Below are 16,741 nucleotides of genomic sequence, written 5' to 3'. Positions count from 1 at the left end.
GTGCCGTCTGTCGGACGGCACCCGACGGGCAAGACTCGGATGCCCCTACATTTGGAATGCAAATTCGCATGAACTCTCGTGAGTATCGTCAGTGGCGCCAGAGACGTCGCGCCGCTTGGATCGAAGTCAACCGTCAACGGATTCATTCCGACACCGAAGCGGAGTGCCTCATTGAGTTTGCCAGCAAGTGGGCACCATTCGGGGGCGCCACCGAGGAGGAAATCCTCGTGCACTTCGGAATGACCCTGCGCCGATTCGTCGAGCGATTATGGCAGGTCCTCCCTGAATCGAACTGTCTACCCAGTGAGGTACGCATTCTCGAGAGCGTGTATCCGTACCGTTCGAGTCCGCGGGCGTCGCGTCATTGACGTGTGACCAGAACTTCGAGGGTCTCACGGCAGTCTGACCGGCACCAAAGCGCCGGGCGTTTTCGCCACCCTTGCTCCCGATCCCACACGAACAGTCCAGGGGAACATCATGTCCAAACTGCAGTACGACTCATTCACCACCTTGAAGGTCGAGGATCTGGGGCGGATCGTCACCGCGACCGTGGATAACCCACCGCTGCACCTCTTGACGCGCGACCTGGTAGAAGACCTCGACACATTTACCCGGCAGGTTTCGGCTGACCCCGATCCGCTGGTGGTCGTCTTGAAGAGTCGGGATCCCGACATTTTCATCAATCACAATGACTTCGCGAACCTCTACCGTATGCAGCCACCGGAAGTCCCCGCGTCCGTGGGTGAGGTCGGTCTCAACCACATGCATGAAATCTGCGAGCGGCTACGGACGATGAACAAGATCACGATTGCACAGGTAGAGGGCCGAGCGAGCGGCGGCGGCGCGGCCATCGTTATGGCATGTGACATGAAGTTCGGCGCGATCGGCAAAGCTGTCTTCAACACCATGTCGGTTCCCATCGGTAGCGTTCCGGGCGGTGGTGCATCGCAGTACCTACCTCGCCTCGTCGGGCGATCGCGTGCGATTGAGCTCATCATGGGTGGGCTCGATCTGGATGCGATGACAGCGGAACGCTGGGCGTACCTCAACCGCGCGCTTCCGCCTACGGAGATCGACGACTTCGTCTCCAGCACCGCGCGACGCATTGCATCCTGCCCTGCGGAGGCTGTTCGTCTCACGAAGGAAGTCATCGCCCTGGCAGACGGGCCCATCGAGGATGGCCTGCGACAGGAGAATTTCAGACTCCAACGTCTCATGGCCTCGTCTGAGTCCTTGGCGAACGTGGAGCGATTCCTCGCCATCGGTGGTGAGACGCGAGAGGGCGAGATGCGCCTCGAGGCCCTACTCGGCGACGTTCTCAGTTCCTCGTTATAACGGATTACCCTCCATCAGAACGGATCAAGCAGGCACCTGGTTGGTCGGAACCTGAGCGGTGCTTGTTCGCCACCCTTCCTGTCGCTTGCGGAACGGTGAACATTCGGACTGTAGGCGGTGATCTTGCCGATCCTTTGGCCGGGTTACTGGCCCGTAGGGGACGCTGCCGCCGAATTGTTCGTGCCCTCGACGACAGGGACGAGCAGCCGAACGTTGTCGACGGCCGGCGCGACTGGCTCCTGGATCCCCCTCCGGACGCGTCGCCGATGACGCTCGGCGAATTTTCAGCGAGCGCAATCTTCGCCGCCGACGGCGTCACCTGTTTCCGAAGGTTGTTCGTTGACATGAGATCGCCCCGTGCCGATGTCGCCTGCCAAGGAGTGTGATCAGAGCCCCGAGGTCGACCGTAGCCGAATTGCACCGACTGACAATCGTTGTCCAATCCGTCTCCAACACAGACGGTCCTCAGCTGCCAGTTACCTTGCGCCGACTATCATCGGGTAACCCGACTGCTCCCACTTACTCGCTGCACCTTATGCAGAAGTGGCGAGGATCCACTCGCGGAGTAAGCGCGCGATGTCGGCGCTGTTCTTCTCCAACATCATCATGTGCCCGTTGCCGTGAATACCTCGCTCGGCGAGTCGAATGAAGTCGTGCTCGACACCAGCTTGGGCGAAGTACGCCGACGTCGCGTGGTCGTACGGCGCGTGATATGAAGCCTCGCCGGACACGATCAGAATTCGGAGGCGAGCCAAATTCGGCAGCCTGCGCGCAGGCTCTGCCTGACGCCAGTACCGCACGAATCCGGGTCCGTCCGCCTTTTCCTGACGCTCGAACGACAACTCGTCCGCCGATTCGGCAGGCGGCGAGTACGTGATCGGCGCCCGCGTTACTCCCCATGGCCGGGCGAGATCAGCATCGTCGAACCAGTCCGGCCCCGGAGTGAAACGTACGTCGTAGACCGGCGGACCGTTCGGTTCGATCGCCACGATTGCGCGTGTTGAATCGGGACGTGCGTCGCCGATCTGCCAACCGAGGGGGGCGCCCAGGGAATGGGTGAGTAGAACAGCGGGACCGATCTTGTCGAGCAACGCGGCGCCGGCGTCGCGCATGGCACGCTCCACCGACGCTGCGTCGACCGAACTCGATACCTGTGATGCGTAGAACTGGTCGAAGGTCGGATCTCCCCGCCGCCCTTCTCCTGGCCACTGGGAGTGCAGGTGCGCCTGCGGCCAGGCCGGTGCCGACCGGTCGGCGCACACCCGGCCCGCTACCGCGGTTGTCGGGCGTACTGCGCCCACCTGGTCGTGACCTTGGGCTCGACCTCGGCCTGGCGCGTCGACGACGTACACGGCGAATCCGTGCGCAACGAAGTTGTCGGCCCAGCCACGTCGCCCATCGGGCGTCGACAGGAAGCCGGCGCCGGTCTGTCCGCCTCCATGAATCATTACCACTGGGAACGGGTAACGCAGGTCCGCGGGTATCTGGTATTGCACGAATACCTGGCCCGCCATGGTGTCCGTGTCGTCGCTGTACCGGCCACCGACATAGAAGCAGCCTTGGTCGGACAGTACGAGCGGCCATCGGGATTCGTCTGCATCCCGGCCTGGGTCGTTCCGGTGTTCTGCCATGTCGCCGTCCGCAATGCCCGTCAACGTCGATACGCCTGTCCGGTCGTAGCTCGCCCGCGTACCTTGTCGATCGTCATCAAAGACCGTGCTTTCTTCGACGCAGATCCGGACGAATATTCAGCTGGATTCGACAAGACGGGTTGTGTAGTCGTCACGACACATATCCTCCGGCGAGGAGGCTACTCACCTCATTGACGTCGTCTACCGATTCGAGGGATGCACATGCGTGGTAGAACTGATCGAAGCGACTTTGGCCGACCCGGCGTACCAGCAGGTCTTCCCACTTGGCCCGCAGATCGTCCCAAGTCGGGGCTGGGGTCCTGAACCGATGCCCACGGGGGTGCTCGACCCTGCGCGAGACCGAGCCACCGGCGAAATCGATCGTCACTTCGGCGCCTCGCCCTTGCGGCTGAACGCGATCGAATTCAGCGTCACGGATCAGGAGGACGAGCGACTTCAGGTGCAGCACCTTCGGGTCGTTGAGCAACGTCGCCGAGTGTGCTTCGTCGAATCCAAGGTTGCCGGCGACCAGAGCGGCCGCAACCATGTGCTGTAGGCAGATGGTCGGCATCGACCGGTTGTCGACAACGCTGGCCGGATGCGACGGCATACGAACGGTGATCCGCTCGATGTCGTCGAGCTCGAAGCCGTGCTCACTCTTCAATCCGAGGGCGGCTTCAACCGGGGAATGGATGGGGTAGCCAGCGGAATAGAACTTGAAGTTCGCGCCCATCACCGCATAGTCGGCGCCGAGATCCTTCGCCAGCTGTCCCTCACGGCCCGGTTCGGCCCAGGTGTCGATGATCCCGCCCGGTGCCTCGAAAATGTTGTCGCTGGCCTCGAAACCCGTTGCCGCCAGCACCGCGCCGGTGACGCCTGCGTATGCCGCCTGGCCGGTGACGAACGCTTTACTCATGTGCCTGCGTTCCCCGTAGGGCGCGTTGAGCGCAACGCTTTGCTGGACCGCCAGTGCAGCAGCGAACAGGTGACGGCTCTCGTCCAGACCGAGCAGCCGCGCACATGCGAATGCAGCACCCAGCGAATGCAGTGAACCCGGATCGATCCCATGGTTGCCCATCATGGGCGCAAGGCCACCAGTCACCGAGATGACTCGTGCGCCGACGTCGTAACCGAGGGTCACTGCGTTCACCAGATCGCGGCCGGTGCAGAACTGGCGTTCGGCCAGTGCAGCGGCCGCCGGGACAATGATCGCGGCCGGATGACCTGTGCCGAGGAAGTCCGACGTTGCATGGACGCTGTCGAACTCATCGGCGTGGCCGGAGGTGCCGTTGGCGAGGGCAGCTAGGGGCGCTGAACTTCGGTCGGGTGATCCGAGCACCACTGACTGCGGTTTGCCGCCCATATCGGCGACGTAGCGTCCAATGATCCGGCCTGCCGGGAGCTCGGCGCCTACGAACCCGCAGGCGAGCTGGTCGAACACGATGAGCTTCGCCCGATCGGCCACCTCCCCGGGCAGTGTTTCGTACTGGGTGGCAGTGGCGTAGCTCGCCAATGCATAAGCGGCACTGCCGACCAGGGTGTCTGCGGCGACTTCATGTTGCTTGAGCATTCTTTTTCCGTATCTTCGTCGTGACGATGTCAATCGCGACACCGCCAGGGGGGCGAACGCCTCGTTGAGTTCCATCGGTCGATGCCGTCGGACCGGACCGGACCGGACCGCTACCGGTCTCGTCGGGTCGCAGCCGACCCGATTTTTCCAGTCGGTGCCGGGATACCGGGTCCGCCGCGGCGCTAGGGCTTTCGGCGCGGCGGCGCGGCGGCGCGGCTGATTCGGCATCACATCGCGCTGCCGGAGTTCTTCCATTCGAGCGGCTTCTTCGTCAGCGCGGTCATGACCCTGTCGATCAGGAATCCGGCAAGCAGGAGCGCGATCAGCGCCGCGTACGTGCCCGCGGAGTTGAATGACGACGCGTTACGTGCGACGAGGTGACCGAGGCCCTGGTCGCCGGCGAGCATCTCGGCGACGACGACTCCGACGATCGCCTGCGGCACCGCGAGCTTGAGTCCTGCGAAGACCCACACCAGCGCCGAGGGAAGCCGGACGCGCCACAGTACGTCCAGGGTCGATCCGCCCATGATGCGGACGGAGCTGATCAACGATTGCTTCACTTCCCGGATGCCGAAGAAGGTGTTGAAGAAGATGAGAAAGAATGCGACGACCGACGCGGTGAGGATTCCCAGTGCTGATCCGATTCCGACCCACATGATGAAGAGCGGGATCAGGGCGAACTTCGGCATGGTGTAAAGCGCGGTGATGAATGGTTCGAAGGTGTCGCCCAATAGCCGTGACTGACCCAGGACTACTCCGACCGCGATGCCGGCGGTTCCACCGAGCACCAGACCGAGGGCGGCGTTGCTGAACGTCTGGAGAGCGGCGTCGAAGACAGTTCCGTCGAGCAGCCATTCCCAGAAGAGCGGGAATACCTTCGATGGCGCGCTGATCATGATGTCGTTGATCAGCCGACCCGACACGAGCTCCCAGGTAGCGATCAGGAATGCGATGATCGCGATCTGTGCGAGGGCGATTTTCGCACGGTGCATCCTCCGAGTGTGTGAGACCGTACTGCGCCGCTTCACCGACGGGGACGCCGGACGCGCCGGTGCGCTGAGGACTTGTGTAGACATAATATTTCACCTGTCTTCGTCAGGGGTTGATGCTCGATGGATTCGTCACGCTCAAACGGCTGGCATGTTCGGGTCACGCGCGCCACGGAGCCCTTCGTTCAACTCACGCTCGAACCGGGCGTACTCGTCTGTGTAGACGATGGTTTCGAGGTCCCTGTCGTCACCGTAGGGAACTTGGAACTCGGCGACCAAGCGGCCGGGTCGCCCTCCGCCGACGATCAGCACTCGGTCGGCCAGCTTTGCTGCCTCGGCGATATCGTGAGTGACGAAGACGACCGTTTGGTTCAGCTTCTTCACTGTTCGTCGTAGCTCGACATGCATCTGGTGGCGAAGCTGGGCGTCGAGGGCTGCGAACGGCTCGTCCATCAGGAGCAGGCGGGGATCGTAGATCATGCTTCGCGCGAGGAGTGCGCGGCGGCGCATGCCACCACTGAGCTGGCTCGGAAACAGACTTCCGGCTTCCGAGAGATCCAGAAGCGAGAGGTAGTGCTCGACCTGCGCCTTGGTTTCGGACTTGCTCACTCCTCGCATGCGCAGAGGCAGACCGACATTCGCTTGGACGGACATCCAGGGAAGGAGGGTGTCGTCCTGAGTCATGTAGCCGACATTGGTGTTGACACCGTTGATCTCGGCGCCGTCGAAACGGACGTATCCGCTGCGCGGGCTCAACAGTCCGGCGGCGAGGTTGAGGATGGTGGTCTTTCCGCATCCGCTCGGTCCGAGCAGGACGACGAACTCGCCAGGTTCGACCTGCATTGTCACATTGTGGAGAATGTCTTCACGTTCGTCGAAACCTATCGCTAGGTTGCGTACCTCAAAGATCGGCCCGGATGCGGGGCTGGTAGCTGATTTCGCGGCGGCTCGTCTTGCATGGTGGGCTAACTTCGACATGATCAGTCTCCTAAGGGTGTAGCTCGGGGTAGGCGTCGACTCGAGCTCCGTCAGTTCTCTCCGCGCGCCACCGGGTTGACGACTGTCTCGTATTTCAGTTCGGAATAGTCATGTTCGGAGAGGGGATCGAAGATTCGGACGAAGGTGTTCCAGTCCTCTCGAGTGAACAGGTTGCCCTCGTAGTACGCCTTGACGGCTTCGGTCCATGCGAGGTCGAACACCTGCTGATCCATACCGGAGTAGATGGAGTTCTTCAGGATCTGCCCCGTCTTCTCCGGCTCTTGCTTCGTCATCCGGGTGGTTTCGGCGAGTGCCTCGCGGATGCGGTCGACGAGCTCGGGGTTCTGCTCGATGAAGCGGGTGGGGGCGAAAACCACATTGCAGACGTAGCCGTCCAGTGCCGGTGCTTCGCCGGCCGGCACCGAGATGAGCGTGGTGGCAGTACCTCTCGCTACGGCAACCTCGCCGGAACCGGCAGCAGCCCACGTCGCATCGTAGGTACCCTGCTCGAGGCCTGCTCCTACTGCAGTCGTGGTGTCTGCGAGGGGAACGAGCTTGACGTCGCGGTCGGGGTCAAGTCCTGCGTGGGTCAGCACGACGCGCAGCGCGGAATTGCCGGCCGAGCCCGTCACTCCTGCGCCGATCGTCATTCCGCGAAGTGCCTGCACTCGCTCGTCCGGGCCGGCATGGACGTCGACGTTGAACCTCTCGATCGCGCTGTTCGAGACGACCAGGCTCTGGATGATGTCGCTGGTACCTGCGATGATCTGAAGATCCGCTCCGCCGATAACGGCGTCGACGAACGCGTTGGAGCCTGCGAGTGCGATGTCGGCATCACCGGAGAGGATCGCTGCGATCTGGTTCGAGCTTCCCGATCCAGCGATGTTCACTTGTTCGAAGTTCAGGCCGTCCTGCGTAAAATCACCTTGAGTCAAGAGTGCTGCGGGCGCCGTGTTGAACGACTGGCTGCTTGTGACTCGGACGGTCGTCACGCCAGCGTCGTCGGCCTTCAGTGGCCCGGACTGAGCGCCGCAGGCTGTCAATGCAACCGCGAGTGCAGGAATGGCCACCATGGCCAGTCGGCGAAACATCATTGTTCATTCCTCGTATCGATTCGGGGGTGTGTGCAACGACCGCTGGGCGCGAGACCGGATGGCGTTGACATTGTTGTCGCAACTGTTATCCGATGGACTTGTACTCGAGGTACTCCTCGACCCCGAAGCGGCCCGATTCGCGGCCGATTCCGGACAGCCGGAACCCTCCGTGCGGTGCCTTCAGGTTCACGGGCGAACCGTTGATGCGGATGCGTCCGGCGCGCAGCTTGCTCGCCAGCTTCTTCGCCCGATCGGCGTCGCCGGCCCAGCTCGCCCCGGCACGCCCACACACGGAGTCGTTCGCGATCTGGAAGGCCTCTTCCTCACGGGCGACCGGGATGATCCCGACGACGGGCCCGAAGATCTCCTCCCGGGCGACACGAAGAGAGTTGTCGCCGGAGAACACGGTGGGGCGCACGAAGAATCCACGCTCGATGCCCTCGGGTGCCTCGGGACCGCCGGTCAGCAGACGCGCACCCTCGTCGATGCCCACCTGGATGTAGTCACGGACGCGTTGGCGCTGCGCCGCGTTCGCGACCGGGCCGAGGGTCGTGCCGGGGTCGTAGGGATCTCCCAGAACGAAGCTCTCCGCCGCACGGATTGCGAGCTGCTCGGCTTCGGCCAGTCGCGATCGCGGCACCAGGATCCGGGTGAGTGCGCCGCAGGCCTGTCCCGTGTTACGGAAGGAGTCCTCGATCCCGCGGGTGACCGCAGTCTCGAGGTCGGCGTCCTCGAGGATGATGTTCGCGGACTTGCCGCCGAGTTCGAGGCAGACCTTCTTGACCGACTGGGACGCCAACTCCATCACCCGGCGGCCGGCGCGAACCGACCCCGTCAGCGACACCATGTCCACCAGCGGATGCGTCACGAGCGCCTCACCGACCACCGGACCGGTTCCCGACACGAGATTGAACACGCCGTCGGGAAGCCCCGCCTCCTCGGCGATCTCCGCGAACAGGAACGAGCTCAGCGGAGCCAGTTCCGTCCCCTTGAGCACCACGGTGCATCCGGCGGCAAGGGCCGCCCCGGCCTTGAGGCTCACCATCCGCATCGGGCCGTTCCACGGTGTGATGGCGCCGACGACACCCGCGGCCGCACGGCACACCGTCGTGTCACCGACCTGTTCCGACCAGACGATGTCGCGGAGGCTGTCCGCGGCGATCTGGAGGTCCTTGATCGACGCTCGTGCATGCGCGGCCTCCGCCATCCTGACGGGATATCCGAGCTCACTGACGATGGTCGTGGTGATCTCGTCGACTCGCGCCTCCATACCGCGCGCGATCTTGTGCAGCATGTCGGCGCGCTCGTCGGCCGGTGTCTGGGACCAGGCCGGGAACGCGTCCGCCGCCGCCTGCGCGGCGAGATCGACGTCCTCCGCGGTGCCTGCCGGAATGGTCGCGATCGTCTCCTCCGAAATCGCACTGATGACGGGAATGACGTCGGCGCCCGCTGACGGGACCCACTTACCGTTGATGAAGATCTGATCCTTGACGATCAACCGAAATCACTCCTGTGATGTGTTGTGACGCCGCGGCGGACAAGGCTGCCAGCACTCGGACACCCCGGCGAACGCAGATATGAAGATGGCATACGACTCGGGCTGGGCCCTACCTCATCGTGTTCGCATATACGAACCTTTGATCGAGAGTGTGACCTTGAGCACGCTACGCGGATTCGGACAAACCTGTCAATGCCTCTCGCCGGCCGTTCGCTCGGACTCACGCGAAACCTAGGTAGCTACTGATGGCGTAGCCGGATTTCGGGACCAGTTTTGTGGTGTTCGGATCGTGTTTGCTTGCTTGACGTTTCGCGCCACGAGTTGCGCTGTGCCGATGAGGGCACCAACGGCGGTGAGGTACGGGAATGGCGGCCGATCTCAGACGGTCGGGAGTGGTTGTCGGGGTGGCGAGTTCGGTCAGCCGGCGCGCAGGGCCCGGTCCTGGACCCAGGTGAGGAATTCACTGTGTCGAGTCCGCGGCTGCTGTAGCGGTGGGTGCCCTCGAACCGGACGACGAGGTCGCGGGTTTTCAGCCGGCGCAGGTCGTAGGTCATCTGCCCGACGGACAACGTGTTCGGGTGCGGCGAAAAACCAGCACCGCGGAGAGCAGGGCATAGCTACGATGGTCGGCGAACCGCAAGCCTGGGACGTGGGCGCCGGCGGCGGTGGTGACGGGCCCGGCGCCTCGAGGTCATGAGTCGGGGAGGACTCCGTCTGCAACACCGACGGGTCGTAGCGGTAGCCGGCGTCGCTGTCGGCACCGGTGAACGGGTCCTGACAGAATCGCCAGCCACTAGCGCAGCAGGGCATCGATCCATGGATCGTTCAGCCGATCGCAGATCGCTTGCAGCGCGTTGGCGTCGTCGACGGCGGTGAAGGCGTTGTCGAGCGCGGGTTTTGTCACGAGCTCCGATCTCGCCGGGCAGGCACCGGTCCCGGTCGGAGGTCCAGGACTCGGGAAGGTACAGCTCCTCGACACGACGAACCTACCGGAGATCCTCTCACGCAACGCTTCCAACTCGAGAGCAACCAGATCGAGGACCACCCGACCAGGGTCGCCTACCTGTCGAAAAGTGTCGTTGCCGTATCCGCTGAGCACAGGGAGGCCGGTCGTTCTGGGCACCGGCCCATGCCTCTCGCGGACGGGCATGGGTCAGCGCTGTGAGGCAAGGACGTCGCACAGGTCCCGATTGCGTGTCTCATCGGTGGGTTGGGTGCCGGTGATTGATCAACCCGCAATCAGACTGTGCCGGTGGCACTTTCTTAGCACCGAGACGGGGCCTGCGTTCACTCCGTAGGAGACCGGACCACCCTCCGCACCGGGCCCGATTTTGAGACCCTCTCCGATCAGGCTTTCGACACCGACGCCATCGGGCGGAATCCGGCGGTCGTGGTGTCAGTAGCCGAAGGCGCCTTTCTCGACCACCTTGCGGTCGTGGCTGGGCAGCGGTTTCCAGCCAGTGCCCGCGAGGCGGGCGAGGCCGGCGTAGAAGGCACGGAGGTCCGTGAACCGCCCGGACGGCAGCGGCGTGGCGGCACGGAGCCTGCCGTGATCCCGTACGGACACGGCGCCGCGGCATAGCTCAGTTCGTCGCGTGGGACCAGGATCTCGGCGTTGCGCAACACGTCGTTGTTCGAGAGTGGCCCCAATGCAGGTGGGTGTTGATGACGAGGTCGACATCGTCGGCGCGCACGCCCAGGCGGGTCAGGACGTTCTCCATGCGATCCGCCTCCTTCACCGCGTACCCGAAGGGGATCATGCGACGGATCTGTTCTTCGTCCGCCGGACCGCCGGTGTCCACCACCACAGTCAGGTCGCCCGACCTCAGCACGAACATCATCAGCGGGATGCTGAGATCCGGTGCTTGTGATCCGGATGGTCGTGATGCCGTCGTAGTGGCTTCTCCAGCGGCCCGGATCGAGAGCTACGAACAGCTGCTCCGTTCAGGTGCCGGATTGAAGCAGTTATCCGATGGACTTGTACTCGAGGTACTCCTCGACCCCGAAGCGGCCCGATTCGCGGCCGATTCCGGACAGCCGGAACCCTCCGTGCGGTGCCTTCAGGTTCACGGGCGAACCGTTGATGCGGATGCGTCCGGCGCGCAGCTTGCTCGCCAGCTTCTTCGCCCGATCGGCGTCGCCGGCCCAGATCGCCCCGGCAAGCCCATACACGGAGTCGTTCGCGATCTGGAAGGCCTCTTCCTCACTGTCGAACGGGATGATCACGACGACGGGCCCGAAGATCTCCTCCCGGGCGACACGAAGAGAGTTGTCGCCGGAGAACACGGTGGGGCGCACGAAGAATCCACGCTCGATGCCCTCGGGTGCCTCGGGACCGCCGGTCAGCAGACGCGCACCCTCGTCGATGCCCACCTGGATGTAGTCACGGACGCGTTGGCGCTGCGCCGCGTTCGCGACCGGGCCGAGGGTCGTGCCGGGGTCGTAGGGATCTCCCAGAACGAAGCTCTCCGCCGCACGGATTGCGAGCTGCTCGGCTTCGGCCAGTCGCGATCGCGGCACCAGGATCCGGGTGAGTGCGCCGCAGGCCTGTCCCGTGTTACGGAAGGAGTCCTCGATCCCGCGGGTGACCGCAGTCTCGAGGTCGGCGTCCTCGAGGATGATGTTCGCGGACTTGCCGCCGAGTTCGAGGCAGACCTTCTTGACCGACTGGGACGCCAACTCCATCACCCGGCGGCCGGCGCGAACCGACCCCGTCAGCGACACCATGTCCACCAGCGGATGCGTCACGAGCGCCTCACCGACCACCGGACCGGTTCCCGACACGAGATTGAACACGCCGTCGGGAAGCCCCGCCTCCTCGGCGATCTCCGCGAACAGGAACGAGCTCAGCGGAGCCAGTTCCGTCCCCTTGAGCACCACGGTGCATCCGGCGGCAAGGGCCGCCCCGGCCTTGAGGCTCACCATCCGCATCGGGCCGTTCCACGGTGTGATGGCGCCGACGACACCCGCGGCCGCACGGCACACCGTCGTGTCACCGACCTGTTCCGACCAGACGATGTCGCGGAGGCTGTCCGCGGCGATCTGGAGGTCCTTGATCGACGCTCGTGCATGCGCGGCCTCCGCCATCCTGACGGGATATCCGAGCTCACTGACGATGGTCGTGGTGATCTCGTCGACTCGCGCCTCCATACCGCGCGCGATCTTGTGCAGCATGTCGGCGCGCTCGTCGGCCGGTGTCTGGGACCAGGCCGGGAACGCGTCCGCCGCCGCCTGCGCGGCGAGATCGACGTCCTCCGCGGTGCCTGCCGGAATGGTCGCGATCGTCTCCTCCGAAATCGCACTGATGACGGGAATGACGTCGGCGCCCGCTGACGGGACCCACTTACCGTTGATGAAGATCTGATCCTTGACGATCAACCGAAATCACTCCTGTGATGTGTTGTGACGCCGCGGCGGACAAGGCTGCCAGCACTCGGACACCCCGGCGAACGCAGATATGAAGATGGCATACGACTCGGGCTGGGCCCTACCTCATCGTGTTCGCATATACGAACCTTTGATCGAGAGTGTGTCCTTGCGCACGCTACGCGGAGGGGGACAAACCTGTCAATGCCCGCCCGTCACCCATTAGCACTGCACGCGAGAATTCGTGCCGCGCCCCCTTGATTCATGCGCTGCACAACCCGCGCCGTTGCGGCCGCGAAGGTTGACGAACCTCGCCACCCCGCGTGACATGCCGAACCCGTAGTTCGATCACGCCCCCGCCTGTGAGCCTGTTGACGAGTGACAGCCACCACAGCTACGGTCGTTCCGTTCCCGTTTAGGAACTATTGTTCGTATATAGGATCATCGAAGGGAAGTCCGCAGATGAAAGTAGGGTTCATCGGTCTCGGAGGCATGGGGTCGGGCATGGCCCACAACCTCCTCGACGCCGGATACGACCTCGTCGTGCACGACATCAAGCGAGAAAGCGGGCAACCGTTCGAGCAGGCAGGCGCAACCTGGGCCGACAGTATCGCCGAACTCGGTCGGCAGGTCGACGTAGTTTTCACCTCACTGCCCGGTCCGGTGGAAATGCAAGAGGTCGGCCTCGGCAAGGACGGCCTGCTGAGCACGCTGCGGACCGGAAGCGCCTGGTTCGACCTGACGACGAATTCCCCCGCCGTCGTTCGTGAGGTTCACGCAACCTGCGCCGACCACGGCGTCGAACTGTTCGATGCGCCGGTCAGCGGTGGGCCCAAGGGCGCACGGACCGGCAAGCTCGCCATCTACGTCGGCGGCAGTCGGACGGCATTCGACCAGCACAAGCAGGTGCTCGATGCCATCGGTGACCAGATCCTCTATGTCGGCGAGATCGGTGCGGGCAATACAGCCAAGCTCGTGCACAACTGCGCGAGCATCACGATCCGCCGTGCCATCGCCGAGGTGTTCACCATGGGAGTCAAGGCCGGAGTCGAGCCGGCGGCCCTCTGGCACGCAGTGCGCCAAGGGGCCATCGGGCGCGCGCGAACGTTCGACCGCATCGGCGATCGGTACCTGCAATCTGCCTACGACCCGCCGTCCTTCGCGTTGGCACTGGCCAACAAGGACCTTCGCCTGGCCCTCGAACTGGCCGAGCAGCTCGGTGTGCCCATGGCGTGCGCGGAAGTTGCGCAGTCCGACTTCACCGAAGCGCTCGATCGTGGATGGGGACATCGCGACTCCCAGTCGCCGATGCAGCTGCAGAACGAACGAGCGAACGTAACGATCAAGCTCTCGGCAGAAGAAGTACAGGAAGTCCTCGATCGAGGCTGACCAGCCCGTTCACAGCATCAGGAGAAGCATTGGAAGCCAACGAAACCGGACGTCGCATCATGAGCGAACTCATGGGCGCGGATTACGTCGAGAAGAAGGACCAGACCCGCAACGACTTCAATGACGTCATCCACGACTACTCCATCGAGGTCTGCTTCGGCCGCATCTGGGCGCGCGAGGGGATCGACCGCAAGCAACGGAGCATCGTCAACATTGCCATGCTGACCGCGCTCAATCGCCCGGCTCAGCTCGCCCACCACGTCGAAGGCGCACTCACCAACGGCTGCACGGTCACCGAGATCCAGGAAGTGCTGCTGCAGGCGGCAGTCTATTGCGGCCTTCCCGCCGCTGGTGAAGCGTTCCGCATCGCAGAGAACGTGCTGCGCGAACACGGCCACCTCGACTGACGTAGCGTCACCGGCCCTCGGGCCGACCCTCCCCGTCCATCCACCACAGCTTCTCTACGACACTTCCGGCGCTGGGTCATGTGACTCGTCGGCAGCAAGGAGATCTAATGACCCACTCGCAGGAGAAGGTCCACCCACCGAGCCCCACACCCGGATCCTCCACGGGTACGGCCAATCCGCCGGGCATGAAGAAGGTCGCCGCGGCGAGCTTCATCGGTACCGTGATCGAGTTCTACGACTACAACATCTACGGTGTCGCCGCGGCGCTCGTGTTCCCGACCGTGTTCTTCCCCGCGTTGGGTGCGGTCGCGGGCACCGTGGCATCCTTCGCCACACTCGGCGTGGCCTTCGTCGCCCGGCCTTTCGGCAGCATCCTGTTCGGACACTTCGGTGATCGTCTGGGCAGGAAGAAGACTCTGATTGTCACGATGCTGTTGATGGGTGTGGCTACCCTTCTGGTCGGCGTGATGCCGACTGCGACACAGATCGGCGTGGCAGCACCGATTCTCATCGTTGTTTTGCGGATCCTGCAGGGCCTTGCCGCGGGTGGTGAATGGGGCGGCGCGGTGCTGTTCGTCTCCGAGCATGCACCGAAATCCAAGCGTGGGTTCTGGTCGATGTTCCCGTCGCTCGGTGGTGGCGGAGCGATCATTCTGGCCAACGCCACGTTCTTCGGGACGGCTGTCGGGATGAGCGACGAGACGTTCCTCGCGTGGGGTTGGCGAGTCCCCTTCCTGGCCAGCATCCTTCTGATCGGGGTCGGGCTCTGGGTCCGATTGACCATCGACGAGACACCGGTGTTCGCCAAGCAGATCGAGAAGCACGGGGCAGCGCGCACGCCGTTCCTGGATGCATTCAAGAGCCAACCGAAGCAGGTCCTGCTGGCAACCGGCACTGCAGCGATGACGCTGTCGTTGACCTACATCGGTGGTACCTACTTGATCAGCTATGGCACCAAGATGCTCGAACTGTCTCGTCCGTTTGTCCTCAGTATCGCGGTCCTCGGCGGTTTCTCGATCTCCGTCGCGGTCATCCTCGGCGCCGTCTTGTCCGATCGAATCGGGCGACGCCGCATGATCATGACGGCCGCGGGTCTGGCGATCGTCTGGACGCTGATGCTGTTTCCGATCCTCGAGACACGGTCGTTGTTCGCATTTGCACTCGGCGTTCCGGTGACGATGTTCATCTCAGGTCTGGCGACCGGTCCCCTCGGCGCCTTTCTCTCCGAGCTGTTCCACACTCGCTACCGCTACACCGCGACCGGCCTGAGCTACAGTCTCGCCGGCATGCTCGGCGGGGCGATCCCCCCGCTCATTGCGACGCCCATCATCGCGGCCTGGGGCGGATTCGCCTTCGGTCTCGTCATGGCCGCCCTGGCGGCTGTGAGTCTGACGTGCGTCCTGGTGATCGGCGAAACGAAGCAACTGGACCTCGACCGCGAAGACGGCGTTCCCGTCTCGTGACGAATCCGTAGACAGCACACTGCCTCCGGTCCCTCCATCGGGACCGGAGGCAGTCCGGCGTCAACGGCGATGAGCACGCTGCAATAGGAAAGCTGACGATGAATTTTGATTCCGGGAAGCACAGCACAATGGGTGGGCGGCGTCGCCTGATCCTCCTACGGCACGGGGAAAGCGCGTGGAACGCCGCCGATCGCTTCGCCGGGTGGGTCGATGTTCCGCTGACCGACGTCGGGCGGGCCGAGGCCCGCCGATCCGGTGAGCTGATCCGCCGGGCCGGCATGCTTCCGGACGTTGTGCACACGTCGCTGCTGCGGCGTGCTGTTGCGACGGCCGACGTTGCGCTCAATGCTGCCGAACGTCACTGGATTCCCGCCCATCGTAGTTGGCGGCTCAACGAGCGGCACTACGGCGACCTTCAAGGGCGAACCCGGGACGCTGTCCGCGCTGAGGTCGGCGAGGCCACCTTCCGCCTGTGGCGGCGCTCGTATCACATTGCGCCACCGGAAATTCGAGCAGACAGCGACTTTTCGCAGGCCGGCGATCCCCGCTATCGCGCGTTGGGCGTCGCGGTCCCCTCCGCGGAATCACTGTGGGACGTGCAGAATCGGCTACTCCCCTACTGGGCGACGGCGATCGTCCCCGATCTGGTGCGTGGTCGAACAGTGTTGGTCGTCTCCCACGGTAACGCCCTGCGTGCGCTGATCATGCATCTCGACAGCCTGACTGCCGACGACATCGGCGCAGTGAACATTCCGACCGGGATTCCGATTCGATACGACTTGGACGACGCTCTGCGCCCGGTCGTGCCCGGAGGTGTCGTCCTGGAGCCCACCCACGTGCCTTAGAGGGTGTCTCATGTGGGGAGTTTCTTGAAGCAGGTGAGTGCGGCGGCGAGGTGGAGGAAACCGGCGAAGTGTTCGCCGTGGCGCTCGTAGCGGATGGTCATACGTCGGTAGCCGGTGAGCCAGGCAATGGTGCGTTCGATCTTCCACCGGTACCGGCCGAGGCGATCGTTTCGCTC

Annotated in this window: 15 protein-coding genes; 6 read left to right on the top strand and 9 right to left on the bottom strand. The window is 63.8% G+C overall.

Features of this window, described 5'->3' with window-relative positions; translation table 11 throughout:
* Nucleotides 1-477: 477 nt before the first annotated feature.
* Nucleotides 478-1,335, top strand: coding sequence for an enoyl-CoA hydratase/isomerase family protein (locus tag ACFTZB_RS29475; RefSeq protein ID WP_378436742.1), 858 nt, complete (start codon nucleotides 478-480; stop codon nucleotides 1,333-1,335).
* A gap of 533 nt (nucleotides 1,336-1,868) precedes the next feature.
* Here ACFTZB_RS29475 and ACFTZB_RS29470 read toward each other — a convergent pair.
* Nucleotides 1,869-2,747: an alpha/beta hydrolase gene (locus ACFTZB_RS29470; protein ID WP_378436746.1), complete on the bottom strand. Its 879-nt coding sequence runs from the start codon at nucleotides 2,745-2,747 to the stop codon at nucleotides 1,869-1,871.
* Here ACFTZB_RS29470 and ACFTZB_RS29465 point away from each other — a divergent pair.
* Nucleotides 2,643-3,161, top strand: a complete 519-nt coding sequence (locus ACFTZB_RS29465) for a hypothetical protein (protein WP_378436748.1) — start codon at nucleotides 2,643-2,645, stop codon at nucleotides 3,159-3,161. The two genes, ACFTZB_RS29470 and ACFTZB_RS29465, sit on opposite strands and share 105 nt — an antisense overlap.
* Here the strand turns inward: ACFTZB_RS29465 and ACFTZB_RS29460 are convergent.
* From ACFTZB_RS29460 to ACFTZB_RS29425, 8 genes are all read right to left on the bottom strand, one after another.
* Entirely contained in the window at nucleotides 3,118-4,791 is a 1,674-nt protein-coding gene (locus ACFTZB_RS29460) for an MmgE/PrpD family protein (protein ID WP_378436740.1), read from the bottom strand. The two genes, ACFTZB_RS29465 and ACFTZB_RS29460, sit on opposite strands and share 44 nt — an antisense overlap.
* Entirely contained in the window at nucleotides 4,764-5,528 is a 765-nt protein-coding gene (locus ACFTZB_RS29455; RefSeq protein ID WP_378436738.1) for an ABC transporter permease, read from the bottom strand. The genes ACFTZB_RS29460 and ACFTZB_RS29455 overlap by 28 nt, the downstream gene beginning before the upstream one ends.
* 135 nt (nucleotides 5,529-5,663) lie before the next feature.
* Nucleotides 5,664-6,503 carry an ABC transporter ATP-binding protein gene (locus tag ACFTZB_RS29450; protein WP_378436736.1) on the bottom strand — a complete coding sequence of 280 codons (840 nt, stop codon included), beginning with the start codon at nucleotides 6,501-6,503 and terminating at the stop codon, nucleotides 5,664-5,666.
* Between the two features lie 50 nt (nucleotides 6,504-6,553).
* Complete coding sequence (locus ACFTZB_RS29445) at nucleotides 6,554-7,597, bottom strand: ABC transporter substrate-binding protein (protein ID WP_378436734.1); 1,044 nt, start codon at nucleotides 7,595-7,597, stop codon at nucleotides 6,554-6,556.
* 85 nt (nucleotides 7,598-7,682) lie between these two features.
* On the bottom strand, nucleotides 7,683-9,095 hold the full coding sequence (locus ACFTZB_RS29440) for an aldehyde dehydrogenase family protein (RefSeq protein ID WP_378436732.1): 1,413 nt from the start codon (nucleotides 9,093-9,095) through the stop codon (nucleotides 7,683-7,685).
* A gap of 1,396 nt (nucleotides 9,096-10,491) precedes the next feature.
* A complete protein-coding gene (locus ACFTZB_RS29435) occupies nucleotides 10,492-10,662 on the bottom strand; it encodes a hypothetical protein (protein WP_378436729.1) in 171 nt (56 codons plus the stop codon).
* A gap of 16 nt (nucleotides 10,663-10,678) precedes the next feature.
* Nucleotides 10,679-10,936, bottom strand: a complete 258-nt coding sequence (locus tag ACFTZB_RS29430) for an MBL fold metallo-hydrolase (protein ID WP_378436727.1) — start codon at nucleotides 10,934-10,936, stop codon at nucleotides 10,679-10,681.
* A 124-nt stretch (nucleotides 10,937-11,060) separates the two neighbouring features.
* Entirely contained in the window at nucleotides 11,061-12,473 is a 1,413-nt protein-coding gene (locus ACFTZB_RS29425; RefSeq protein ID WP_378436725.1) for an aldehyde dehydrogenase family protein, read from the bottom strand.
* A 366-nt stretch (nucleotides 12,474-12,839) separates the two neighbouring features.
* Between ACFTZB_RS29425 and ACFTZB_RS29420 the strand changes: the two genes are divergently transcribed.
* The 4 genes from ACFTZB_RS29420 (at nucleotide 12,840) to ACFTZB_RS29405 (ending at nucleotide 16,565) form a co-directional block, all read left to right on the top strand.
* Complete coding sequence (locus tag ACFTZB_RS29420; protein ID WP_378436723.1) at nucleotides 12,840-13,850, top strand: NAD(P)-dependent oxidoreductase; 1,011 nt, start codon at nucleotides 12,840-12,842, stop codon at nucleotides 13,848-13,850.
* Nucleotides 13,851-13,879: 29 nt separating this feature from the next.
* Nucleotides 13,880-14,257, top strand: a complete 378-nt coding sequence (locus ACFTZB_RS29415; protein ID WP_005250222.1) for a carboxymuconolactone decarboxylase family protein — start codon at nucleotides 13,880-13,882, stop codon at nucleotides 14,255-14,257.
* 107 nt (nucleotides 14,258-14,364) lie between these two features.
* A complete protein-coding gene (locus tag ACFTZB_RS29410) occupies nucleotides 14,365-15,720 on the top strand; it encodes an MFS transporter (protein WP_378436720.1) in 1,356 nt (451 codons plus the stop codon).
* 128 nt (nucleotides 15,721-15,848) lie between these two features.
* Nucleotides 15,849-16,565: a 2,3-bisphosphoglycerate-dependent phosphoglycerate mutase gene (locus ACFTZB_RS29405; protein WP_378436744.1), complete on the top strand. Its 717-nt coding sequence runs from the start codon at nucleotides 15,849-15,851 to the stop codon at nucleotides 16,563-16,565.
* Nucleotides 16,566-16,741: the final 176 nt, after the last annotated feature.

It is taken from the genome of Rhodococcus sp. NPDC057014 (assembly GCF_042673295.1).
Lineage (GTDB): Bacteria > Actinomycetota > Actinomycetes > Mycobacteriales > Mycobacteriaceae > Rhodococcus_F.
Note: the sequence above shows the minus strand (reverse complement) of the source record. Positions and strands in the feature narration are given on the sequence as shown.